Consider the following 24,324-nt stretch of genomic DNA (forward strand, 5'->3'; position numbering starts at 1 on the left):
TCAGGAAAGGAGGCGATACGGGAAACAAGTGTCTGCGAGGCGGGCGATGCCCCACCACAACAGGAAGAAGGTCGCGAGTTCGATCAGCGCGGGCTGCCACAGCAGAACGCGTAGCGGCAGCCGCTGCAGCACGCCGCGCAGCAGGAACGTGGCGGCCAGCGCAACGACGGCCCACGCGAGTGCGGACGGCATGTAGATGCCGAAAATGTGGATTTCTTCGATCATCGCGTCGTTCCTTCGACGAGTTGCACATGCGGGAACAGGTTGCAGCGCATGCCGACCAGCGCCAGCAGCGTCGCGTCATCGCGGCCGGTGGTATTGCGCGCGGCCGCGCCGATTGCACGGTTCAGCGCGCGCATCAGCGATGCGGTGGCCGGAATCGGATGGCGCGCGTCGGCGCGGGCGCGATACAGGTTCGACACTTCCGCGAGCGCCGCTTCGATCGCGACGCGCGTGCGCGCATCGCCCTTGTCGAGACCCTCGCGCACCTGGATGATGTTGCGGCCGATACGCAGGTCGCTCAGCCCGTCGACCGCATGCAGTCCATCGCCCTCGTTGGCGAACGCCATGCGTGCGGCAACCTGGCCGAGCCGGTCGACCGCGCGTGCGGTCCACGTCGGCGCGTCGAGCGGCCGGTGTGGATCGGCCATCTGCGCGAGGTCGGCCCAGTTCTGGCGCACGATTCGGTACGCGGTCCAGCGCGTGCTGGCCGAGCGGAAGAGTTTGGTCACGACCAGCGTCGTGACGATGCCGCCGACCTGTGCGAGCCCCGTATTGAGGAACAGCGCGAAGTCGGCCTGGAAGCGATCGAGAAAACCCATGGCGACGATGAAGCAGGAGAACATCGGAAGCGCGCGAGCAGTGCGCGCGGGATCGGCCTGGATGTAGCCCATCCAGATGAAGGCCGGTGCGAGCGTCAGGATCAGCATCCCGGCGCCGTCGACACGCGGCAGGATCACGAACAGGTACAGCGCGGCGAGCGGAAAGGTGACGAGTGTCGACACCAGATAGCGGCCGATCACGGGCGCGGGGTCGTCCTGCGCGGCGAACGAGCAGGTGACGAGCGCGGCGAATGCGGCGGTTGCGGAACCGTTCGGCCATGCAAGAAGGATCCACACCGCGCAATAGATGACGATCGCGGTGGTCGTTGCGGCGCCGGCGAGCAGCGCGAGCCCGTGGTCGCGCGCGAGCTTGAAGCGGCGCGTGCTGTCGACGGGCGGCAGGTTGCGCTCGAGTTCGGCGTCGCTTTCCGAAAAGGTGCGCACGAGTCCGCGCGCGGCGTGCAGCGTGTCGAGGAAATCGGCGGTGCGGTCGAACAGGCTCGCGGCGAGCAGCGACGTCCAGGTCGGATCGAACAGGCGTTCGGCTGCCAGTTTGCGGCAGCGCGCGGCGAGGCCGACGTCGAGCGTTTCGCCGACTTCCTGCGACGCTTTCAGGTCATCCATCACCGCCTCGACAAGCGCGGTGGTTTCCGCATCGACCGCATTCAGCGAGCGCAATTGATCGAGCCGGTTCGCTGCAGCCGACGCGATCGACAACAGCGCGGCGAGGCGGTGCTGAAGCGCCGTGACGGTGTCGCGCGTCGCAAGTGCGAAGCGCTGGTCGAACGGCAGCGTCGTCGCGATCATCCCGAGCTCGGTCACGTCGGCCGCGAGCTTGCGGCGATGCTCGTGCTCGAGCCGGGCGTGATGCGTGCCGAATGCATCGACGGTCCAACGGCAGGCATCGCCGAGGAAGGAGAGCGCGCGCTCGTGAATCACCGGCCGGTTGTTCGCGGGTTTCAGCAGCATGTGCGTGATCGTCACGCACAGGATCGCCACCGTCATCTCCTCGACGCGCGACACTGCGGTGATGAAGATATTGGTCGGATCGTCGAGGTACGGAAAGCAGATCACTGCCGAACTGAACGCGGCCATCTGGAACAGGAACGCACGCGGTGTGCGGTCCAGCACGGCGAGGTAAATGCACAAGCCGATCCACAGTGCGAGGCACAGCACCAGCAGCACGGGCGAGTTCTGGAGATTGGGTGCGACCACAACCGTCACGACCGCACCCGCGGCGATGCCCGCGAGACGGTAGATCGTCTTCGGCCGAAATGCGCCGGCCATCGGCTGCGCGGTCACGTACACCGTCAGCAGCGCCCACCACGGACGCGGGAAGCTGACGGCAAACGAGATCAGCAGCACGAGCGCGGCCGCGATAAAAGTGCTGATGGAGAAAAGGAATTTTCTCGGATCGATGGAGAATCGATCGCGCGGCCGTAGCGGCGCGACGGTGGCGTGCGACACGTCGTGTTCCTCGGGTAAGACAGGCGGAATGTGTTGCCGGGACTGCGTTATCGCGTCGGAGGCGGCGTGCTGCACGTCAGGTCGTGCAGCGCTGGTTTGCGGCATGCGCCGCGCGGCAGCGAGGTGGGGCGTGTGGCAACGGCAGAGCGTACGGAGCGGAGGGTTGTTGCAGGCATTTCGAGCACGGCTTGCGCGCCTTTTCCTTTTTATTCAAGCGCATGGCGACACACGTGGAGTAACCGCGGATGCCACGAAACTCGGTTGAGAAGGATCAGGGTTTCATTCGATTGCGATGGGCGAAATTGTGCGCTGCGGCGCGCGCGGCGTCCAAGTCGGATTTCCGACCGGGTCGATCGGTTTTACTTATCGCTCGACGCGCGGGCCGGCATGAATGCCGATCATGGAGCCCGTAACCCGAGGCGCAACAGGGATGCGAAGCGGTTGCGAATGCAACCGCATGACGCTATTGACGAGCGCGGTGCCGCGTGTCGTCAGTCGCCGAACAACTGCCCCTGCCCCGAGATCACGCGTTCGAAATCGTCGCGCAGGAACGGCAGGATCGCATCGGCAACCGGCTGCAACTGACGGCTCACGTAGAACGCGTAGTCGATCGGCGAGCGCATCGTTTCGAGCGGTTCCGGGCCGGCAGTCGTCATCACGTAGCTGATCCAGCCGCCGCGCTGGTACTGCAGCGGCCTGCCGCGCGCCTGGTTGAATTCGTCGGCGATCCGCGCGGCGCGCACGTGGGGCGGCACGTTGCGCTGGTATTCGCTCAACGGCCGGCGCACGCGCTTGCGATAGATGAGTTGCGCGTCGTATTCGCCGGCGAGCGTGCGGCGCACGTAGTCGCGAATGAAATCCTGGTACGGCTCGCGCTTGAACACGCGCCGGTACAGTTCGCGCTGGAACGCCTGCGCGAGCGGCGTCCAGTCGGTGCGCACCGTTTCGAGCCCCTTGAACACGAGGTCCTCACCGCCGTTCGCCGCGAGCGCGAGGCCCGCATAGCGCTTCTTGCTGCCTTCCTCCGCGCCGCGCACGGTCGGCATCAGGAAGCGCCGGTAATGCCGCTCGTATTGCAGTTCGAGCGCGCTTTCCAGCCCGAAGCGATCGCGCAGGTGTGCCTGCCACCAGCGGTTCACGTGGTCGACGAGCGCACGGCCCTTGACGGCGGCTGCGTCGTCGTCGTGCTCGCGCCCGAGCCAGACGAAGGTCGAATCGGTATCGCCATAGATGACGTCGTAGCCCTGCGCCTCGATCAGCTCGCGCGTGCGATGCATGATCTCGTGGCCGCGCATCGTGATCGACGACGCGAGGCGCGGATCGAAGAACCGGCAGCCGGTCGAGCCGAGCACGCCGTAGAACGAATTCATGATGATCTTGAGCGCTTGCGACAGCGGTGCGTTGCGCTGGCGTTTCGCTTCGTCGCGGCCTTCCGACACGCGCCGCACGATGTCGGGCAGGCAATGCGCGGTGCGCGAGAAGCGCGCGCCGAGAAAGCCCGGCACCGACGTGTCGTCGCCCGGATGCGCGAGCCCCTCGATCAACCCGGCCGGATCGATCAGGAACGTGCGGATGATCGACGGATAAAGGCTCTTGTAGTCGAACACGAGCACCGAGTCGTACAGGCCGGGCCGCGAATCCATCACGAAGCCGCCGGGGCTGTTCTGGCCCGTCACGTCGCCGAGGTTCGGCGCGACATAGCCGAGCCGGTGCATGCGCGGCAGGTACAGGTGCGTGAACGCGGCGACCGAGCCGCCGGTGCGATCGGCCGCGAGGCCCGTGACGGTCGCTCGTTCGAGCGCGAAGGACAGCAGGTCGGCCTTGTCGAAAATGTGCGTGACGAGTTCGCAGTCCTTCAGGTTGTAGCGCGCGAGCGCGGGCTTGTCGTGATCGAAGCGGCGCTGGATCTCGTCCATCCGCTGATACGGATTGTCGATCGACTTGCCTTCGCCGAGCAGCGACTGCGACACGTATTCGAGGCTGAACGACGGGAACGTCCACGTCGCCGATTTCAGCATGTCGATGCCGTCGAGGATCAGGCGGCCGGCCGCGCCCGCGAAGAAATGGTCGGGCTGCTGGCCGTGCGCACGCCATTCGAGCACGCTGCCGCCGCGGCCGAGCTTCAGCGGTACGCCGTATTGCTCCGAATGCGCATGCAGGATGCGCAGGTCGAACTGCACGAGATTCCAGCCGATCACCGCATCGGGATCGTGTTCATCGAACCAGTCGTTGAGGCGTGTGAGGATCTCGGCCCGGCTGTCGCAGTAGTCGAGGCGGAAGTCGACGGCCGGCGCGTCGCCGTTCGGCGGGCCGAGCATGTAGACCTGTCGCTGTCCGCAACCTTCGAGCGCGATCGAATACAGCTCGCCGTGGACGCTCGTCTCGATGTCGAGCGATACGCAGCGCAGTGTCGGCCGGTAGCCGGTCGCGGGTTTCAGTTCGGCGTCGGTCAGCGTGCCGTCGCGGCCGGCCGTGCCGCGAAACAGCACGGGCGCGGTGATGAAGCGCTCCATCGCGTAGCGGTCGGGCGGCTGCACGTCGGCTTCGTAGACGTCGACGCCCGCCGCGGCGAGGCGTTTCTGGAGTCCGGACAGGTGGCGGTAACGGCGGCAGTAGAGGCCGGCCACCGCGCGTTGGCGAAAGTCGCGCAACGCGAGCGGGCGCAGTTCGGCATCGCGTTCGCCGGCGAGCGCGCGTTCGGCGAGCGCCTGCTGCTCGGCCGGCACGAACGCGACGGCTTCCTGCGGGCGCAGCCGCACGCGGCGCGGGCCGTGTTCGGTCGCCAGCCAGAACTCGATCTCGATGCCGGATGCGGTGTCCCGCCAGTGGCGGGTGAGGATGAAACCCTGCTCGAACTCCGTCAAAACGCTTGCTCGTCGTGGATGTCCAGGCGGCGGATTTTAGCGCCTCCCGCGCGGTTCCCGCCGAAGGGCGCGTCGATGGCATCAGATGGCAGGAAGCCGCCGCGTGATCCGCCACGCAGCGCATCGACCACGTGCAGCGGACCGGACGACGCGTGTGCGTCACGTATTCGTCCACCGAGCGTTCGGCGCCGATGCGGCATTCAAGCCGGCATCGGCGCGAAATTCCGCTTCAGGTGTTCCGCTCGCCGTGGCCGCTGATACAGATAACCCTGCGCGTACTGAATCCCGACCGCATGCAGCGCGCGATGCTGCTCTTCCGTTTCCACGCCCTCGGCAATGATCTTCAGGCCGTAGTGGTGGGCGACTGACGCGATCCCTTCGATCAGTTTCGCATTGCCCGTCGTGAGCTGCGAGATGAACTGCCGGTCGATCTTCACGTAGTCGAACGGAAAGCGCGACAGCATGTCGAGGTTGCTGTGATGCGTGCCGAAGTCGTCGATCGCGAACTTCGCGCCCTTCGCGCGCAGTGTGGCGAACATCTCGGTCGTGCGCGGATTCTTCTCGAGCAGGATGCGTTCGGTCACTTCGAGCACCAGCGTGCAGCCCGGTGGAAGCCGGCCGATCGTGTCTTCGACGACGGATACGAAGCGAGCGCGTTCGAGATCCATCGGCGCGACGTTGATCGCGATGTGCAGCGGCATCGACGGCGCGAGTGCGGTCAGTTCCGATACGGCTGTCCGAAGCACGAACTCGGTCACCTTCGGCAGGACAGCACTGGACTCGACCTGCGGCACGAACACGGCCGGACTGATGGCCCCCCATTTCGGATGGTGCCAGCGCAGCAGCGCCTCGACGCCGACGGTCCTGCGCGTTTCGACGTCGACGATCGGCTGGTAGACGACATGAAATTCGTTGCGCTTCAGCGCATTGCGAACGGCCTTCAGCAACAGCCGGCGCGGCGCCATCGCGATCAGATACGCGGCCGCGACGAGGCCGTTGACCAGCAGCGCGATCGTCAGGCAGATGAGCCGGTAGTGCCGCTGCACCTGCGAAACGTAGGGTTCCGCCGAGGTGACGGAGACCGTGAACGGCCAGACGTTCGACGCGATCTTGCTGCCTGTGGCCGGCGCCGCGCCGAATGGCGACACGAACGCGCCATGCTGATCGATGCTTCCCGCGCCCTCGATCGACAGCGTGGCCGTTTCCGCCCCGAAGCGGGTCCCGTGCGCGAGCACGTCCGCCACATAGTCGCCCTCGACCAGATAAAGGACGCCGGAGTCGGGCGCGGTCGCGCGAAACGCCGCCAGCACTGGAACGTGCTGCTGAAACGGCGTTTGCCGGAGCAGCGTGATGGCCGTCATCCCCGGCGCTGGCGCGCGAATATACGCGTCGAGCGGGACGTCGATCTCTCCCAGCGCAGACGAGCATGTGACACGACCGCCATTCGCCAGCGCGACGGCCCGAAGATAGCGCAGGTGAGTGCCCACTTCGGCGAGCGTCCTGAAGATCGTCGTGCAGGGTCGCCCGACCAGCGCGTTCAACTCATTCGGGTGCCGCGAGCGAATCCCGTCGAAGATGCGATCGACCGATATCACGATGTCGTTCGCGACGTCGCTTTCGTGCCGTGCAATTGCGTCGCGCGCCAGGCGCCCTGCAACGACGAGCGCCAGCAGGAACACGAGGATGCAGACGATCAGGGCAACCGGGAAGACGACACGCGGCCACGCGCCGCTGCGCTGGAACGCGGGCTTCGGGCGCGATGCAAGCGCGGATGGTCCTCGGGTCGTACTTGTTGTTGTGCGCATGTGAATGCAGGTCGAACCGGTCGATGAATTGACGCGAGGCATTCGTCGTGCCTGGCCGGGGCACCGCGGCTCGCGCCCATATCGGGACGCAAATCGATTCTACGCTCGCGACACGCATGGAGCGGCATCGCGGCGGGGGCGCAGGATTCGAGGCGCTTCCTCGTAACATACATCGACAACGCATGTATATCGGTATCACACACGCAAAAAAAGCCCGGCTGCATCGGTGTGCAGCCGGGACAGAAGACACCGTCTCTTGGCACGAGGATGGTGCGCGGCAAGTATAAGGTGTGCCGTGCTTTATTACGAAATATTGCTATTCAAAAAATAGCGAAATATCGGGATTGATGCTTGACGGGAAACATTTGCGCAGCGCGTCACCTCCGGCGGCCGCGCTTCAGAAGTCGTTGCGCATCTTGTGGAGCAGGTCGCGGGGCGATTGATGCGTGTCCACGGCGGTAAGGACGTCGGTCAGGAACCATGGCAGGTTCAGTTGCGTATCGGAATCGCCGACGCAGATGCGGATCGGCGGCGCCTTTGATGCAGCGCGGGAGGCCGATGCCGTACCGGTGGACGTGAAGGACGGCACGCAGTTTCTGGCTTGCTGGCCGGCCGGTGCCGCGGCATTGTCCGCGGCGGTGCCGGCGACCGCCGGCAAGCTGGCTGCAGCAAGCAGGGTCAGGAGCGCGAAACGGATGGTGCGTTTCATGTCATTCTCCGGCGATGCACGTTCGACACCGTCGGCGGGCCCGAGTTCGGCAAGCCGCCGAGCCCCGCGTGGTCTCGCGCACCGGATCGATCGTTCAAACGTCAAGAATCGTTTGGATTACCCGTCAGACGCTTGCGATGCCGAATGCGCTCATTTATCGTGCCGCCACGACGGCGCCGAGACAGGGGACGTCGAGCCAGTTCGCAAGGAGCATTCGTCATTACCGCATTCAATCGTCGCACGCATATTCGTGCCTTTCTCGTCGCATCGGTCGCGTATCTCAATCTGTCGCAACCCGCGCCGGCGGCCTATACGGAATCGTGGATGACCGACCACGACGTCAAGGCGTACGCGCAGCAGGTCAAGCATCTGCACGTCGCGGCGAGCGGGGTGACGGCCGTGAAGCCGGGGCGGCAAACCGGATCTTCGCGGTCGAATGCGCCGGCCGTGGCGCATGCCGACGCGAAACCCGTGTCGAAGGCGCACGTGGCGCCCGCGAAGACCGGGAAGGTCCAGCATGCGGTCGGCATCGATCCGAAGGCGCCCGCCGTCGCGAAGCCGAAGGCCGTGCGGACGGCGCACAAAAGCGCGGCCGTCCAGCATTGACGCCGCGATAACCGACGCATTCGACTCTCACGGAGAATCTCATGTCGCTGATGGACCGCCTGCTGTCACGCGGCGTGCCGAATGGCACGTCGAGAAGGCGCGTGATCGTGCGTGTCTGGCTCGACGAGCACGGGCGTGTCCGCGATCTCAAGGTCAGGCGCAGTTGCGGCGACGCCGCGCTCGACGAGAAAGCGCTTCACGCGATTGCGGTGATGCGCTTCCCCGGCGGTCATCTCGGCTCGGGCGGGAAATCGGCGAAGCGCTGGCACGATCTCGATTACGCGGTGGACTGACGACGCGTCACGGATAGCCGTAGCAGCACTTCAATTTCCTGCAATCGTAGACGTGGCTTCGCGCGGCAATCGTCGCGCCGTCGCACGCTGCCTGGAAATCCGGCTCGCGTGCGTTGTGCAGCATCTTCACGATGAACCGCGAGCCGTTCCGATGCGCGTATGCAGGTGCTCAGGTCAGTGCAGGTCTGATGATGCGATCGAGCGCATCGTGTCGGTGATGCTCACGCAACGCGACAGGCCGAACGTCTCGGCTTCGCGGCGTTCCGGTTCGCTGCTCGCGACGGCCACTGCGCGCTCGGGCGGCACGCCCAGCGCCTGCAGTGCGACGTCGAACGGATGCTGATTTGCTACGGAGTCCTGCTGATGAGCGTCGGTCACGACGACCGAGAAGCGGTCGAGGTTCGCGCGGCCGAACTGGCCTTCGAACATGTCGCTGAGTCGGGCGGCAGGCAGCGTCGTGACGAGACCGAGTCGATATCCTTGCTCCGACGCGCTGTCGAGCCACTGGATGATCGCATCGCGCTGGTTGCGCGATTCGTGGGAATCCGGTGTCGCTTCGATCTGAGCGAATGCGGCGTCGAGACGGGTGACGATGGCTTCGATGACCACGGTGATTCCTCTCCTGAGACGTGACGATCCGTTCGCGGACGGGAATGCCGCACACCTTAGCGTCGATCCGGAATATGTGACCAATTAATATTTATATCCGACTCATACGATTCGACTAATGAATGGGGCGGTGAGCCAGCGCTGGCGCGGGATGCATGTGAGGCCGTGTTTTCCGGATGATCTGCATCGTATCGACGCGCTTCGACGTGATGCACCAAAGGCGCGCACGAAATGAATGCACCCGATGTGTGCAGATGAAGAAACGGCGCATCGGGCGAGATGCGTCCGATGCGCCGTCCTGCGATGCCGCGTGGCGGCCGTCGATCAATGCAGCTTGATCGACGGCTGGTTGCGGCTTTGCAGCCAGTGGCTCAGCGACTGGAACAGCGCGCGCTTCAGTCCGTACACGCTGAACAGATGCTTGCGGTACAGGAACTTGTACAGCCCGATCGCGGCGAGCCCGTCGACGATCAGCGAGCGCGAACGCACACCGAGGTCGGCCTGATACGCGGCGCCCGCTTGGCCGAGCGACACGACGGTGCCCGCGTCGCGGAACGTGAAGCCCGACACCGGCTTGCCGGCGAGGCGCCGTGCGAGCGCATCGCCGAGATACACGGCCTGCTGGTGCGCGACCTGCGCGCGCGGCGGCAGGAAACCGCTCGCGTCGGCAGACGGGCATGCAGCGCAGTCGCCGAACGCATACACGTGCGGATCGTCGGGCGTCTGCAGCGTGTCGGTCACGATCACCTGGTTCGACCGGTTGAGCGCGATGTCGCCGAGTTCCCGCAGGATCGCGGGGCCCGCGACGCCGGCCGCCCAGATCGTGATGTCGCTCGCAAGCAGCTCGCCGGTCGCGGTCATGACTGCGTCCGCGCCCACTTCCGCGACGCGTGTCTCCGTCAGCACGTCGACGTTCAGCGTGCGCAATTGCGCGTGCATCCTGGCCGACAGCCTTGCGTCGAGCGCCGGCAGGATGCGCGGGCCGCCTTCGATCAGCCGGATGTGCACGTCGCGCGCGGACACCAGCGCCTTGAAGCGATACGTCGTCAGCTGCTGGATCGCGTGGCGCAGCGCCGCGGCCAGTTCGACACCCGTCGCGCCCGCGCCGATCACGTTGATGCAGATCGGTGCCGCGCGGTGCGCCGGCTGCTGCTCGGCCAGGTGGTTCGCCTTCGTGCAGGCGGCCAGGAACTTGCGGCGGAAATCCTCGGCCTGGTCGAGATTTTCGAGCGGTAGCGCGTGCCGCGCGGCGCCCGGCACGTTGAAGAAGTTCGTCACGCTGCCGACGGCCAGCACCAGATCGTCGTAGCCGAGCTCGCGTTGCGGCAGGATCTCCGTGCCGTCCGCGTCGTGCACCGGCGCGATCGTCGCCGTGCGTGCCGCGCGGTCGACCTGCTGCAGCGCGCCCTGCACGAAGCGGAAGCCGTGGCGCTTCGCCTGCGCCGCGTATTCGATCGTGTGCGAGGCCGGATCGCGATGGCCGGATGCGGCTTCGTGCAGCAGCGGCTTCCAGAAGTGCATCGGGTAGCGGTCGACGAGCACGACGTCGGCTTGCCCGCGGCGGCCGACCGTGTCGCCGAGGCGCGTGGCGAGTTGCAGGCCGCCGGCGCCGCCGCCGACGATCACGATGCGCGGCACGCGCGGTGCGCGATCCGTTGCAAGGGTAGGCGTGATGTGGTCCATGTTGTGGCTCCCGCTGATGACGATTCGGATGACATTGCTCAAGAACCGACGATATAGTTTTGAACCTGCGCAAACAATTTAATGTTTATAAGCGACCCATATGTATTCACTTATAGGAAAGACCGCGACGTTCCGGCAGCTCAAGGCGCTGGACATGATCGCGCGACTCGGCAGCGTGTCGCGCGCGGCCGAGGAGCTGAACCTGACGCAGCCGGCCGTGTCGCTGCAGGTTCGCCTGCTCGAGGAGGCGGTGGGTGCCGCGCTGCTGCAGCGGGTGGGGCGCGGCGTACAGTTGACCGCCGCCGGTGAAATCGTGGCGCGTTATGCACGCGAGATCCTGCATCTATGGAGCGAGGCCGGCGACGAAGTGGCCGCGCTGACGGGCGACCTCGGCGGTACGCTGCGGATCGGCGCGATCACGACGGCCGAGTATCTGATTCCGCCGCTGCTGGTGAAATTCACCGCGACGCGACCGCACGTGAAGACCTATTTCAAGGTCGGCAATCGCGACGACATCATCCGCATGCTCGCGACGCATGAAATCGATCTCGCGGTGATGGGCAGCGCTCCGAAGGAGCTGCGCACGCACGCAGTCGAGTTCGCGAAGCATCCGATGGTGTTCGTCGCGGCGCCCGGCCATCCGCTGATGCAGCGCAAGCGCGTCGCGCTGAAGGATCTCGAATCCGCGCACCTGCTCGTGCGCGAACGCGGCGCGGGTACGCGCTCGACCGTCGAGAGCCTGTTCAAGACGGCCGGTTACCGTTTCCATGTGGGCTCCGAACTGTCGAGCAACGAGGCGATCAAGCAGATGGCCGAAGCGGGGCTCGGCGTCGCGTTCCTGTCGTTGCACGCGTGTGCACTCGAGTTGCGCACGGGGCTGCTCGGGCAACTGCCGTTTCCGGGCAACCCGATCGAGCGCGAATGGTATGTGGTCACGCTCGCCGACCGGCGGATCTCCCAGGTGACGGGGCTGTTTCGCGACTTCCTGATCAAGGAGGGCGCGCCGGTGATCGACGGCGCGACGGTCGCGCCGCACGAGCGGCGGCGCAAGTAGGCGTACGCCGGGGCGCGGGCGGCGTGTGCGAGCCGTGCTCGCCGTCGGTCACACGATCCCGAAGTCGTCGTTGCTGTCGGGAATCGACGCGAGCAGCCGTTCGAGGCGGTACCAGCCGATCAGGCGCAGGCATCGCGCGGCGAAGGCGATCCGGTCGTTGCGGGGAGCGGGGCCGTCAGGACGGCGGGCTGTCCGGGACGGCGGAGAGGGAATGAACGCCGCGCGCAGTGGGCACGAATGGGGCATCACGGCCTCCGTAGGTGTCGGATGAGTCCCATCGTAAGCGCCCCGGCGCCCGTCGGCGCGCAGGCAAGGATGCGGCGGAGCAGGAACGGATGATCTTTTTCCGCTCGGCGCGGGAATGGCCGTTCGCGCCCGGCAAGCGGCCGGAAAAAGCGTCACAATGCGCGTTCGACCCACGATCTGGTGGAGAAGAACCATGAGCGATCCGATTCTCGCCGCGCCGACCGACAACGGCGTGCCGGTCAGCCTGCGCTCCAGCCGCGGGCTCGGCTGGCGCGGCTTCGGCGCGTCGCTGCTGGAGATTCGCGCGGGTACGTACCGGATTCCAGCAACCGATCATCACCGCATCGGCGTGCATATCGGCTCGCCCGTGCGCGCGGATTGCGTGTGCGACGGCGAACGCGTGTCGCGCATCCAGGCGCACGGCGACATCGACGTGATTCCCGCCGGCCTGCCGGGCCAATGGACCGACAGCGCCGATTGCCGGATTCTGCACGTCACGCTCAGCGACACGTTCGTGCGACGCACGTTCGAGCAACTCGAGCTGAAGCCGTCGCAGGCGCAGATCCGCCGGCGACTGCAGGTGCGCGATCCGCGCCTGCAACACATCGCGTGGGCGATGGCCGCCGAACTCGAGGCGGAAGACGCGTCCGACCCGCTCTATGCGGAGAGCCTGTGCACGGCGCTCGTCGCGCGACTGGTCGATGGCCAGCCCGTGTTCCGCGAGCGCCGGCGGACGCTCGCGCCGAAAACGGCGGCGCGCGTAATCGACTATGTCGAGGCCAACCTCGAACGCCGCATGACGCTTGCCGAGCTTGCGGCGCTCGTGTCGATCAGCGTGCCGCATTTCAAGGTGCTGTTTCGCGAGACGCTCGGGATGCCGGTGCATCAGTACGTGGTGCGGCGCCGGGTCGAGCGTGCGAAGGCGTTGCTGCTCGAAGGCCGGCTCAGCATCAGCCAGATCGCGCTCGAAGCCGGGTTCGCCCATCAGAGCCATATGGCGAACTGGATGAATCGCGTGCTGGGCGCGACGCCGACGGAGGTCGCGCGGTCCGGGGCGCGGGGCGGGCTCCGGCTGGCTTATGACGGCGAGAACGATGCGTCGGCGTCGGATCGATAGCCGCTGACGAACCGGTGGGACGGGCGATCCGTGCGCGGCCCCGCATCCGGTCATCCTTTCCTGTTCACATCATCCGCACCCGCGCGCCTTCCCGTTCGCGCACGCCGACAATTACTGCACCTTCATCCTTCAGGAGCGGATCGTGTTCGTGATCTTCGGAGCATCAGGCGACGTCGGCTCGTCGACCGTGACGACCCTGCGCCACGCAGGCCATCCCGTGCGCGCCGTGCTGCGCGACGCACGCCATCGCGAACGTTTCGCGCAACTCGGCTGCGAAGTGGCGATCGCCGACCTGACGGATGCAGGTGCGATCGCCACGGCGATCGACGGCGCGCAAGCCGTGCAGATGCTGTGTCCGGTGCCCGTCGCCGACAGCGACCCGGCCGCGACGATGGCGCGCACGCTCGACGTCGTGACCGGCGCACTCGCCGCGAATCCGCCGCCGGCACTGCTTGCGCTGTCGGACTATGGCGCGGAACTTGACGGCGACACGGGCATCACGCGGTTGTTTCATCTGTTGGAAGAGAAGTTGAAGACGGTCCCGACCCGGCTGACGCTGTTGCGCTCGGCAGAACATCTGCAGAACTGGACTCGCGTGTTGCCGGTCGCGCTTGCAACCGGCGTGCTGCCGAGTTTTCACCATCCGGTCGACAAGGTGTTCCCGACGGTGTGGGCGCCCGACGTGGGCGTCGCGGCGGCGCGGCTGCTGCTCGATGCCGCAGAAACCGGCGACGGGCCGCGCATCGTCAGCATCGAGGGCCCGCGGCGCGTGAGCGTGCGGGACATCGCGGAGACGCTCGGCGAAGCCGCGGACCGCGAGATCGTCGCGCGCGAACTGCCGCGCGACGCATGGACCGCGACGCTGCTGCGCGCGGGCCTCAGTGAGCGACATGCGCAGCTGATCGTCGATCTGTACGACGTGCACAACGCGGCGCAGATCGACGTCGAGGCGGGTGTGTCGGAGCGCGTGTATGGCACGACGGCACCGGAGGAGGCGCTCGCTGCGCTGGTGCGCGTGCACGCAGCGCCGGCGTGACGCAGGTGGCCGGCACCTCCGACGCTATTCCAAGCTATCCATCTGGTCCCATTGTGCAAGAAGATCACCCGGAATCGCGTTGACCACCTCGACGTATCGTTTGCCAACGAACTGCTCGGCCCGCTTCAGCAATACCGGGATCGGGCTGCTTGGTTCGTTCGTTTCGAACCACCGGCGCGCCGTATTGATCAAAGTCAGCGCCTCGTGGCGGGTCATTGGCACCGGTTCGGTGCAGGGAGCCGCATGCGGTGCGTTTGCACCCGAGTTCAATTCGCTATCCGGAGGAATTGACGTGAATTCTCCGTCGGGCTGCACACCGTCTCGATTCTGGCCGTCAATGTCATCAACGAAAACATGTGCGACGTCCGAAGTTGCCTCGACGTGCGTGCCCGCGACATTCAACAGTTGAAGCAATCGAATCAATGGCGAAAGGTCGGGCAGATACGTGTCGAGATGAGTCGCTCCCCAGATGTTGATCGCGGCAAGATTCGAGATCGTTTCATCGAACGCGTTCATCATGTCCGGCTGTTGCGCCCGCAGATCCCGCAACTGCTGGATGACTGAATCCGGTGCGAGCGCATCCGCCGAACGTGGATGGGCGAACGCGCGTTCGACATCCCGCATCTGCAGGCGCGTGGCGGTCGACTTTATCAGTACGATCTCCCGGACGTCGGCAAGCAGTCCGTCGGGATCCGTCATCGCCTGCAGGGCATTCATTCGCATTTCCAGCGCGGCGCCGCGATCATCATCCGTGCTTGCCTGGGGGTGAACGCTGTCGGGAAATGCCTGCAGCCATGCAGCCAGCAGCCCCGTTCCCTCCGCCAATCCCGACGGACCGCCGAGGCGCGTGCGACAACGGGCGTAGAGCACCGCGACACGTATATCCTTCGTGCGCAGCATCAGCCGGCGGCAGTTGCGCTCGAGTTCGCTCCAGTTGAGCGGTTCAGGTGATCCGACAAACGCGCCGTACTGCACGTCCGGCCTGGATGCCGCGTCAGCGAAAAGCACCACGAAATCGTGGTCATACTCGAGATCCGAGCCGCACGGTGCGTCGTCGCTTACCGGTAACAGCCAGTCGAAGTGCGTGGCGTCGATCACGGAGGGGCGGCTCGGCTTCGCTGTGGTGGGCGATTGCTTCTTGCTCATGGTCGGTCGGTTCCAAGGCTTGTCGGGCGGCGATCGAAATGACGCGCGTAACGTTCGGGTTCGAACCGCATGCCGGTAATGGGTTTGCGCTGGTCCGGGCGGCCGAGCCATCCGGACCAGCCCATGCGTTGTTGGCCACCCATCACCGCTGGCGGCGCACTCTCCGGCTTGATACGCAACTCGAGTTCCCATTCCAGTTCGTAGCCGACGAACGCCCGCACCCATTCGACGAGCTGTGGCAGATCCTCGCCTTGAGGCGTGAAGCGCAGATAGGCGTCCAGATCGAGCGGGCCGATGATGATTCGAAAGCGGTGCTGACGGTCTGGCGCGACACGTCCGAGCATGGCGCCTTGTCCCATCGTCGCGGCAGCACCCGGGCGGCCCATTCGGCCGCAGTCGGCCGGGTCGATTTCGATCCAGTGGAACACGTTCTCTTCAAGCGCGACCGGCACGCCGAAGTAGTGTTCGAGCGTCGCGCGCAGGCCGTCCGGATTGCGCGATTCGCGTACGAGATGCGCCGCGGCGGCGAGGCGCGCGTGCGAGGGCAACGGGCGCCTGGAAATCTCGCCGATGTCCAGTCCCGCGAGGCACGCGATGTAGAACGAAAATCGCTCGTTTTGCGTTCGATCGAGTCCGGCGGCTGATTGAGCCGACGCCCACGCGCGATAGAACAGCGTGAAGTAGCGATGATGGAAGATGTCGAAAAAATCGACGGTCGTCGTGTCGCGCCGGCTCTCTTGGCGATCCTTCGCGATTTCGGTGAAGTGGATCGGGAGCGGACCATTGGGACCGAGCATCCCGAGACTGAAAAGTCGCACATTCAACCGCCCCGCGGATTGTTCCGCGCTTGCGATTTCTCGCGGGGCAAAGGCGAGGCTCGGCTGCTGGCCAAGCCGTAATGGTTCCGAGCCTGGCCGGCGTGCCGTGCCGATCGGATCGATGGCGGGGTTCGCGCCGATGCGGCGCAAGAGCGACAGAAACCCGAACCGCCAGGGCTCGGCCTGCAAGCGTTCGAGCTGCTCTGGCGACAGCATGCTGTGGCGAAGCTGCGCGGGCAGCGTAGTGCGCTTCATCACAGCACTCCGCGTGTGCCTGTGCGCACCGGCCAGCGTGCGATGCGACCTCGCTGCATCGAATGCAGTTCGGTTTGCGTAAAGCTGTTGATCGATACGTGCCGCGCGAGCCAATGTTCGAGGACCACACCGAACAGGTAAGGGCTCACGCCCGAGAAGTCCGTCTCGTCGACGGTCAGTGTGCACTCGATACCGCGCCCGAATGTCATCGGACCGATTCCCGGCAGCTTGCGGGTCACGGGGCGCGTCCTCACGCCGACGAGGCTTTCGACTTGCCGGCCTTTTCCGGAATCGCCGTCCGCGACGTACAGGCGCAGCAGATCGCGCAGCCCTTGCCCCCCTTCACGGTGATCGAAATCATCGAGCGGCAGGTAGTTGAAATTGAGCTGGCGGATCAGGCGCCATGCCATTTCCCTCTCCGCGTGGGGCGGTAGCGGAGGGCTGGGCGCGCGGATGAGGCCAATACTCGCGACCGGCGCGGATTCGGCCGTATCCAGGTCGTCGATGCCGTTGCGTGGCACAAGCGTAGCCAGATCGCGATTTGTCAGCAGTGCATCGACCGACAGGTAGCGGATGTTTTCGTTATAGGGGGCCTCGTGTTGATCGACGAGGGAGAGAAACACTTCCGTGCCGATGTAAGGCGTGCGTGTACCGTAACGACGAGCCGAATCCGACACGAGGCGTCGCTCGCGCCGCGCGGAGAAGTAGCGACCGTGATTGCCTTCGTCGTTGTTCAGCGTTTGGTAGAGCGGGCGGAAAGTGAGTTCGGCGGACGTCGAGGCCACGCGGCCGTACACGGCCTCCACCGAAAACACCTCGTAGTCGAGCGGTGCGAGCCGTGCCGGCACCAGGTGAAATTCGGTTTCTCGCGGCGTAATCTCGATCCGGTCGGTATGCTTGCTGAACAAGTTGATGACGGGTGTGCAGAACAGCGCGAAGCGTGAAGCGTCCACGAGGTTTGCCAGTTGAGCCGGCGAGCGGTCGAGCAACACGACGATCTCGACTTCGCGGCCGTGCACCGCCGAAAAGCCTTCGGCGAGCCCGTTCAGCGCAAAGAACCAGAATCGGGCCGGGCACGCGAAATACTCGTGCAACAGGTTATGCCCGTGGAACTTCGTCCAGGTGAGCGGCAGCAGGTTCTGGTCGGTGCGCAGCCCTTCATGCTCGACCGCGTTACGTGTCACCGCTGCGAGCGGACGCCCCGGGATGCCGAACTCGCCGGGCGCGCCGATCACGGACGCGACGGCACCGGCATGCAGCAATTCGAACAGGTGGGATGCAACCTGCTCGTCACCGGCAAGGTAGACGGGAAGTCGATCGAGCCCCTTCAGGTCGGAAATTCGCACGTCACCGGTCGTCGCCAGGCGTAGCCGCAATGCGCCGCGCACCTGCGTATCGGGCGGCACGTAGCGCTCGAGGCCGGCAATGTCCGGCGGAACACCCGTCAAGCGGGCCTCGGTGATCGTCAGCGGCCAGAGCGTCACGTCCTGCCCGCTCGTGAATCGGCAGGCCGTTCTTTCGCCGTCGGGAACGCGGGCCGTAAAGGCGGTACCGCGCGCAATCCGATATCCGTTGGCAAGGCTGCCCTCCGTGCCCCCGGGATGGAGGCGTGCAACGGCTATCGACGGCGTGGGTGCGACGTAATTCGGGTAAACGACTTCAAGCAACCGTTCGGTAAAGCGCGGGAATTCCGCATCGAGCTTGAGCTGCATGCGAGCGGCCATGAAGCTGAACGACTCGATCAGGCGCTCGACGTAGGGATCCGCCACTTCACCGGCCTGCATACCGAGACGGCGGGCGATCTTCGGATGTGCATGCGCGAATTCGGTCGCGAGTTCGCGCATGTAGATGAGTTCCTGGTTGTAGTAGTCGAGCAGTCGCGGGTCCATCGGAACGGTCTCGTAGTCGTTGTGGCGTGGGGTGCTTAACCCGTGCGCATGCCGGTAATGCGGATCTCGCTGGTCTCGAGATCCAGCGAACTCTGCACCATGAATTCGAGTGGGTACGGATCCATGTGGATCAGCCCGCGAACCTCGAACGCGAGGACGTTGTGATGCTCGCTGGCGTCGCCGCTGCCGGTGCGGGGAGATACCACAAGGGAATCCGGAATCAGCCGCGGTTCGAAATCGGTGATGGCCCGCCGGATCGTCTGCTCGACGTCGTTCCAATGACGTGACGCGATGAAGGCGCCCGCAAGGGGCGGCACGCCGAAGTTCAAGGTCGACGCAGCGACGTGCGGATGACGGCTCCGATCGATCTGATCCTCGATGCTCGTTGTGTTCAGCAGGTACGCGAGATCGCGCTGAACGATGTCGCGCATCTGTTTGCGGGTGACCGTGTATTCCTCCGGCGCTTCGGTGCTTCGGTGCGGTGCATCGTCACGCAGGCGGTCGAGCAAGGTCGGCATCAAATGCGTATTGGCGCGCCGTGGCGTGCGGACGGCGAGCGAGTCGGTGGCCCGAGGCACTTTCCGGTGCTCACTCATTGATCGGCTCTCCGACCGTTGCGCTGCTTTCGATACCTGTGCCGAACTCCGCGGTTGCCAGTTCGAACAGTCCGAAGTCACCTCGATCCGTTGACCAGGTCTTTTGGCCAAGCGCCGTGACACCGGTTCGGCCGTGCTCCCGCCAGGTCGTTTCGCGTCCGATGCGAACGGCGTCGCTGCCGATCTCCGAACCGTGATATCGAGCCGGCATGAAGCCGTGAGCGATGGCGCCATCGCCAAGCGTGAACGTACACGGCGCCCAAACCAGATCGACGACCTTCGTCGGCGGCGACACATGCCACGACGCCAGATCGGCGAACGGAATCCAGCGATAGTGCCCGGCCACGATGATTTCGCACACGGGGCCGAAACGGGAATCGCTATCGACGATCCAGGCTACCGAGCCCTGCGGGATGCGCGCAGCGACGGTCGGAGCGGCATCGAAGGCCGCTTCGCGCGCGTCGTCGGCTGCGGCGATCCGTCCCAAGGCGGCCAGGTGCAGTGCGTTCAACAATCCGTCGATCCACGCCGGCTGCTCGAATACGAAGCCTGGCTGCGCGAGCCCCTCGATCACCTGCTTGCGCCGGCATTCGGCACGGATCAGGTCGCGATAGACCTGCGCGGTTGCAGTGTGTATCGGTTCGAGCATGGCCCATGTCTGCAACTGCTGGATTGCCCGGGGCCATTCGCCCATGACGCACAACAACTGAAACAGTGCCCACCGATGAGACGCGATGGTCGGCTGCGCGCGCAGGCGCGCGGACACTTGTTCGATCTGCTCGCCGAGTGGGATCTCATCCAGACGAGCGAGTGGGGGCGGGCAGGAAGCGGTAAGCCGGGTCAATCTTCATCCTTGCGCAAGGGCGCGGACAGCGGGCTGTCCATAGTCAACACGTGGTGTTCGCGCCGTGTGAGCGCGGGGGGATGCTGCACGACCTCCGCTCGAAAATCGGAAGGCGCAAACAGATGCAGGATCTCGGGAACGGGTTCGTCTTCTGGCAAGGAGGCGCTGTGCTCATCCAGTCGCTCGAATACGTCCTCGAGCGTGCGATCGCCAAGCAGCATCGCTTCGATCGAATCATGATCGCGACGGGGATCCAGACAGCCCTGCGAATCGGGCGCGGACGTGCGCGTGGTCGGCTCCGCCTCTCCTGCAGTTGACGCCCATTCCACGGTAACCGACGCGTGGGGATCGGCCAGCGCGCGCCAATACTGCGCGTGCAACGTATCGATCAGCACGTCGGTGCTGTCGGGCGCGCCAATGGAAGTGTGAGACGAAGGATCCGAACGTCGTGCGCCGCACTCCAGGCCGCCGATCCCGAGCTGGCCGAGCAGGTCGTCGGCATACGGTGACGCGAGCGAATCGTCTGCTGGCACGGTGGGGGCAGCAGCAACAGCGTGGCCGGGTCGCGCATGACTGTTGCCGCGCGGCAGCCCGGTGTGCGAGACATCCGATTGGCGACGCCACGGCAGACGAAAGGAACGCATCTGGAAGTCCAATGACGAGAAGTCCGCAATTTAACCACGAGTTTCGGCCGGTTGTTTATTGAGATAAAAATATGCGTGATGACGGGCTTTGCGGGGATGTTTTTGAGATGAAATTTCAAATGTAAAACAAAGTCACAAATGAATTTAATGCCTTTGCAATCAAAAAATTATCGATTTCTTGATAAGTGCTAATTCGCTATAAAATGAATTTATCTCAAAATAACAAGGGCTTGTGTGCGTGTGTTTGGGCGTGATTGGTTGGGTCGGCAGTCGAGCGTCGCACTGAAGTTGTGTGTGGGGTGATGGAGATTTGCAAAAAGTGAATTTGGGGATGTTCCTGGGAAATATTACTGATTTGTCGCATTGACGGAAGTTGCAATTCGTGCCGATAATGCGGCTTCGATTTGATTGGTCGATTGAATTGAATAGAGAGGGTGCGTGTCAGTGTTTCCGGAGGTCGTCCGGAAGATAGTCTGTATAGCAGTCCTGAGAGATGCTGCATGGTGCTTGGAACCATTGCGGCCAACAACAAAGATCATCATGACCATTTCTCGCCAAGCGCTATTCGGTAAGCTCGGGGTCCAGCTTTACCGAGGTATCGAGTCAGCGACAAATTTCTGCAAGCTGCGCGGGAATCCGTTCGTCGAACTCGCTCACTGGCTGCACCAGTTGTTGCAACAACCGGACGGCGATCTTCAACGGATCGTGCGTCACGCCGCGATCGATCGCGATGGGCTCGAGCGCGATCTCGTTCGGGCACTGGCCGCGTTGCCGGCCGGCGCGAGCTCGATCAGCGACTTTTCGTGGCATATCGAATCGGCGATCGAGCGTGCCTGGGTGCTCGCGACGCTCGAATACGGCGATCGCCGCGTGCGCGGCGCGTGGCTGATCGCGGCACTCGTGTCCACACCCGAACTGCGGCGCGTCATGCTCTTGATCTCTCCGGCGTTCGGCAAAATTCCGGTCGGTGATGTCGACGACGTTCTGTCAGCCTGGATAGCCGGCTCGCCGGAAGCGGACGACGGCCCGTATGACCATGGCGAATATCTGCCTGCCACGCCGGGCGAAGCGTCCGGTGCGATGCCGGCCACGCCGAAGGGCGGCACACTCGTTCAGTACTGCGCGGATCTGACGGCGCGTGCGCGTGCCGGCGAGATCGACCCGGTCATCGGGCGCGAACTCGAGATTCGCACGATGATCGACGTGTTGCTGCGCCGTAGACAAAACAATCCGTTGGTGACCGGTGAAGCCGGAGTCGGCAAGACTGCCGTGGTGGAGGGTCTCGCGCGTGCGATCGCGTCGGGCAACGTGCCGCCGAAGCTTGCGGATGTGCGTCTGCTGAGCCTTGATGTCGGCGCGTTGCTGGCGGGCGCCAGCATGAAGGGGGAATTCGAGGCGCGACTGAAGGCGTTACTCGAAGCGGCCGTGAAGTCGCCGGTGCCGGTCATCCTGTTCATCGACGAAATCCACACGCTGATCGGCGCAGGCGGCCAGGCCGGCACGGGCGACGCCGCCAACCTCCTGAAGCCAGCGCTGGCGCGCGGCACGCTGCGCACGATTGGCGCGACGACCTGGGCCGAGTACAAGCGGCATATCGAGAAAGATCCCGCATTGACGCGACGCTTTCAGGTGCTCCAGGTCGCGGAGCCGTTCGAGGCCGCTGCCGTCGACATGGTGCGGGGGCTCGTGCAAACGTTTTCGGCGCATCACGGCGTAGTGGTGCGTGACGAGGCGATTCGTGGTGCAGTGATGTTGTCTCACCGTTATATCCCGTCGCGCCAATTGCCGGACAAGGCGATCAGCTTGCTCGACACCGCATGCGCACGCGTGGCGCTGTCTCAGCATGCCACGCCGCGAGAGCTCGACGATGTACGTCAACGGCTTGCTGCCGTCCGCACGGAAGAGGCGCTACTCGCGCAGGAAGCTCGTATCGGGCTGGGCGTAGGCAAGGCGCTGGAAAGCGTGCGCGAACGCATCGCCGCGCTCGCAGCGGACGAGGCCGCGGTCGAGGTCCGCTGGCGTGAACAGACGGCGGCCGCGCAGGCGTTGCTTGCCGCACGTGAAACCGTGCGTGGCGATATGGCGCACGAGCCGGTATCGGGTGATCAGCTCCGCGAACTCGAACAGGCGTTGCTGACGGTGCAGGGCGATGCGCCGCTCGTGTTTCCGGAAGTCGATGCGGCAATCGTCGCGGAGATTGTTTCCGACTGGACGGGTATCCCTGCCGGCCGCATGGTCACGGACGAACTCGACGCGGTGCGTCGGTTGTCGGAAACGCTGGAGGCGCGCGTGGTCGGTCAGACCGACGCGCTGCGCCTGATCGCCGAACGCGTGCAGACCGCACGAGCCGGCCTGACCGATCCGAAAAAGCCGCTGGGCGTGTTCCTGCTCGCAGGCCCGTCGGGCGTCGGCAAGACTGAAACCGCGCTGGCGCTGGCCGAGGCCCTGTACGGTGGCGAGCAAAACCTGATCACGGTCAACATGAGCGAGTATCAGGAAGCGCACACCGTTTCGGGGCTGAAGGGGGCGCCGCCGGGCTACGTCGGATATGGCGAGGGTGGCATGCTGACCGAAGCAGTGCGCCGCCGTCCGTATTCGGTCGTCCTGCTCGACGAGGTCGAAAAGGCCCATGGCGACGTGCACGAGATGTTCTTCCAGGTGTTCGACAAGGGCTATATGGAAGACGGCGACGGCCGCCATATCGATTTCCGCAACACGACGATCCTGCTGACGAGCAATGTCGGCGCGGACTTGAGCGCGAGCCTGTGTGCCGATCCCGCGCTCGCACCGGATCAGGACGGCTTGAGGCAGGCGCTTGCTCCCGAGTTGCTGAAAACTTTCCCGGCGGCCTTCGTCGGCCGTGTGACGGTGGTGCCATACCGGCCGTTGGCCGACGACGCGCTCGCTCGCATCGTGCGCTTGCACCTGGGGCGCGTCGTGAAACGGATGTCCGACGCTCACGATATCGCGCTCACGTTCGACGATGCGGTGGTCGGCTACATCGTCGGTCGCTGTCTCGTTCAGGAAACCGGTGCACGCGTCCTTATCGGTTTCATCGAGCAACACATCCTGCCGCGCCTGTCGGCGCTCTGGCTCGATGCCTTCGCGTCGAAAGGTGAGCTCGCGCGCATTGCGGTCGGTGTTGCCGACCCGGCCGCCGACCCCGCGCAGGCGCTGACCTTCGATGCAACGCCTTCTCGCTTGGACGAGCCGCTTGGCTAAGCGCCGTCCATTTCCCACTGTTCAGGAGAACCTGTCCATGTCCGCTTCCAGCAGTTCGCAGAAATTCATTGCGCGCAATCGTGCGCCGCGCGTGCAGATCGAGTACGACGTTGAGGTTTACGGCTCGGAGAAGAAAGTCGAGCTGCCTTTCGTCATGGGTGTGCTGGCCGACTTGTCGGGCAAGCATCCGGTCGAGCCGCTTCCGGCGGTATCCGACCGGCGATTCCTCGAAATCGACATCGACAACTTCGATGAACGGATGAAGGCCATTCGGCCGCGCGTCGCGTTTGCCGTGCCGAATACGCTCACGGGCGAAGGCCAGATGATGGTCGACATGACCTTCGAGAGCATGGAGGACTTTTCCCCGGCCGCCATCGCACGCAAGGTCGAACCGCTCCGCCAGTTGCTGGAGGCTCGTACGCAATTGGCGAACCTTCAAACCTACATGGACGGCAAGTCGGGCGCCGAAGCGCTCGTGACGCAGCTGCTGCAGGATCCGGCGCTCCTGAAGTCGCTGGCTGCTGCGCCGAAGCCCGAGCATCACGAAGCGGGTGCCGTCGACCAGAACGAAGCCAATTGACCGGCGAACCGATCGAGGAT

The 24,324-nt window shown here is 64.8% G+C and carries 21 protein-coding genes; 7 read left to right on the forward strand and 14 right to left on the reverse strand.

Features of this window, described 5'->3' with window-relative positions; genetic code table 11:
• From ACV22W_RS21215 to ACV22W_RS21235, 5 genes are all read right to left on the reverse strand, one after another.
• A complete protein-coding gene (locus ACV22W_RS21215) occupies positions 1-225 on the reverse strand; it encodes a DUF1656 domain-containing protein (protein WP_448021505.1) in 225 nt (74 codons plus the stop codon).
• Positions 222-2,288 carry an FUSC family protein gene (locus ACV22W_RS21220; protein ID WP_448021506.1) on the reverse strand — a complete coding sequence of 689 codons (2,067 nt, stop codon included), beginning with the start codon at positions 2,286-2,288 and terminating at the stop codon, positions 222-224. The genes ACV22W_RS21215 and ACV22W_RS21220 overlap by 4 nt, the downstream gene beginning before the upstream one ends.
• 491 nt (positions 2,289-2,779) lie before the next feature.
• Positions 2,780-5,152 (reverse strand): DNA polymerase II, encoded by a 2,373-nt coding sequence (locus tag ACV22W_RS21225; protein ID WP_448021507.1) that lies wholly within the window; start codon positions 5,150-5,152, stop codon positions 2,780-2,782.
• 200 nt (positions 5,153-5,352) lie between these two features.
• Complete coding sequence (locus ACV22W_RS21230) at positions 5,353-6,999, reverse strand: EAL domain-containing protein (RefSeq protein WP_448021508.1); 1,647 nt, start codon at positions 6,997-6,999, stop codon at positions 5,353-5,355.
• A 355-nt stretch (positions 7,000-7,354) separates the two neighbouring features.
• A complete protein-coding gene (locus ACV22W_RS21235; protein WP_448021509.1) occupies positions 7,355-7,666 on the reverse strand; it encodes a hypothetical protein in 312 nt (103 codons plus the stop codon).
• A gap of 324 nt (positions 7,667-7,990) precedes the next feature.
• On the opposite strand from ACV22W_RS21235, the gene ACV22W_RS21240 reads away from it, so the two are divergent.
• Together ACV22W_RS21240 and ACV22W_RS21245 are read left to right on the forward strand one after the other, a co-directional pair.
• On the forward strand, positions 7,991-8,272 hold the full coding sequence (locus ACV22W_RS21240; RefSeq protein WP_448021510.1) for a transcriptional regulator: 282 nt from the start codon (positions 7,991-7,993) through the stop codon (positions 8,270-8,272).
• 41 nt (positions 8,273-8,313) lie between these two features.
• Positions 8,314-8,565, forward strand: a complete 252-nt coding sequence (locus ACV22W_RS21245; RefSeq protein WP_448021512.1) for an energy transducer TonB family protein — start codon at positions 8,314-8,316, stop codon at positions 8,563-8,565.
• A gap of 174 nt (positions 8,566-8,739) precedes the next feature.
• Here ACV22W_RS21245 and ACV22W_RS21250 read toward each other — a convergent pair whose 3' ends face one another.
• Both ACV22W_RS21250 and ACV22W_RS21255 read right to left on the reverse strand, forming a co-directional pair.
• Complete coding sequence (locus ACV22W_RS21250; RefSeq protein WP_448021513.1) at positions 8,740-9,174, reverse strand: phosphatase; 435 nt, start codon at positions 9,172-9,174, stop codon at positions 8,740-8,742.
• A 324-nt stretch (positions 9,175-9,498) separates the two neighbouring features.
• Entirely contained in the window at positions 9,499-10,857 is a 1,359-nt protein-coding gene (locus ACV22W_RS21255; RefSeq protein WP_448021514.1) for an NAD(P)/FAD-dependent oxidoreductase, read from the reverse strand.
• 100 nt (positions 10,858-10,957) lie between these two features.
• Between ACV22W_RS21255 and ACV22W_RS21260 the strand changes: the two genes are divergently transcribed.
• Positions 10,958-11,911, forward strand: coding sequence for a LysR family transcriptional regulator (locus ACV22W_RS21260; RefSeq protein WP_448021515.1), 954 nt, complete (start codon positions 10,958-10,960; stop codon positions 11,909-11,911).
• Positions 11,912-11,959: 48 nt separating this feature from the next.
• On the opposite strand, the gene ACV22W_RS21265 is transcribed toward ACV22W_RS21260, so the two are convergent.
• Positions 11,960-12,157, reverse strand: coding sequence for a hypothetical protein (locus ACV22W_RS21265; protein ID WP_448021516.1), 198 nt, complete (start codon positions 12,155-12,157; stop codon positions 11,960-11,962).
• Between the two features lie 193 nt (positions 12,158-12,350).
• Here ACV22W_RS21265 and ACV22W_RS21270 point away from each other — a divergent pair, with 193 nt between their 5' ends.
• Together ACV22W_RS21270 and ACV22W_RS21275 are read left to right on the forward strand one after the other, a co-directional pair.
• Positions 12,351-13,274, forward strand: a complete 924-nt coding sequence (locus tag ACV22W_RS21270; protein ID WP_448021517.1) for a helix-turn-helix domain-containing protein — start codon at positions 12,351-12,353, stop codon at positions 13,272-13,274.
• 142 nt (positions 13,275-13,416) lie between these two features.
• Positions 13,417-14,310 (forward strand): NmrA family NAD(P)-binding protein, encoded by an 894-nt coding sequence (locus ACV22W_RS21275; protein WP_448021518.1) that lies wholly within the window; start codon positions 13,417-13,419, stop codon positions 14,308-14,310.
• Between the two features lie 24 nt (positions 14,311-14,334).
• Here the strand turns inward: ACV22W_RS21275 and ACV22W_RS21280 are convergent, their stop codons facing one another.
• Genes ACV22W_RS21280 through ACV22W_RS21305 form a run of 6 tightly spaced genes read right to left on the reverse strand, consistent with a single transcriptional unit; the run spans position 14,335 to position 20,514 of the window.
• Complete coding sequence (locus ACV22W_RS21280) at positions 14,335-15,456, reverse strand: type VI secretion system protein TssA (RefSeq protein WP_448021520.1); 1,122 nt, start codon at positions 15,454-15,456, stop codon at positions 14,335-14,337.
• Positions 15,453-16,529, reverse strand: coding sequence for a type VI secretion system baseplate subunit TssG (gene tssG / locus ACV22W_RS21285; RefSeq protein ID WP_448021646.1), 1,077 nt, complete (start codon positions 16,527-16,529; stop codon positions 15,453-15,455). The genes ACV22W_RS21280 and tssG overlap by 4 nt, the downstream gene beginning before the upstream one ends.
• A complete protein-coding gene (gene tssF, locus ACV22W_RS21290) occupies positions 16,529-18,418 on the reverse strand; it encodes a type VI secretion system baseplate subunit TssF (RefSeq protein ID WP_448021521.1) in 1,890 nt (629 codons plus the stop codon). The genes tssG and tssF overlap by 1 nt, the downstream gene beginning before the upstream one ends.
• A gap of 35 nt (positions 18,419-18,453) precedes the next feature.
• Positions 18,454-19,014 carry a type VI secretion system baseplate subunit TssE gene (gene tssE / locus ACV22W_RS21295; RefSeq protein ID WP_448021523.1) on the reverse strand — a complete coding sequence of 187 codons (561 nt, stop codon included), beginning with the start codon at positions 19,012-19,014 and terminating at the stop codon, positions 18,454-18,456.
• Positions 19,007-19,858, reverse strand: coding sequence for a type VI secretion system accessory protein TagJ (locus ACV22W_RS21300; RefSeq protein ID WP_448021524.1), 852 nt, complete (start codon positions 19,856-19,858; stop codon positions 19,007-19,009). Before ACV22W_RS21300 ends, tssE begins: the two co-directional genes overlap by 8 nt.
• Complete coding sequence (locus tag ACV22W_RS21305; RefSeq protein WP_448021525.1) at positions 19,855-20,514, reverse strand: TagK domain-containing protein; 660 nt, start codon at positions 20,512-20,514, stop codon at positions 19,855-19,857. Before ACV22W_RS21305 ends, ACV22W_RS21300 begins: the two co-directional genes overlap by 4 nt.
• A gap of 528 nt (positions 20,515-21,042) precedes the next feature.
• Here ACV22W_RS21305 and tssH point away from each other — a divergent pair.
• A complete protein-coding gene (gene tssH, locus ACV22W_RS21310) occupies positions 21,043-23,724 on the forward strand; it encodes a type VI secretion system ATPase TssH (protein ID WP_448021648.1) in 2,682 nt (893 codons plus the stop codon).
• Between the two features lie 37 nt (positions 23,725-23,761).
• Complete coding sequence (gene tssB / locus ACV22W_RS21315) at positions 23,762-24,304, forward strand: type VI secretion system contractile sheath small subunit (protein WP_059447500.1); 543 nt, start codon at positions 23,762-23,764, stop codon at positions 24,302-24,304.
• The last annotated feature ends 20 nt before the right edge of the window (positions 24,305-24,324 follow it).

Source organism: Burkholderia sp. AW49-1, assembly GCF_053427845.1.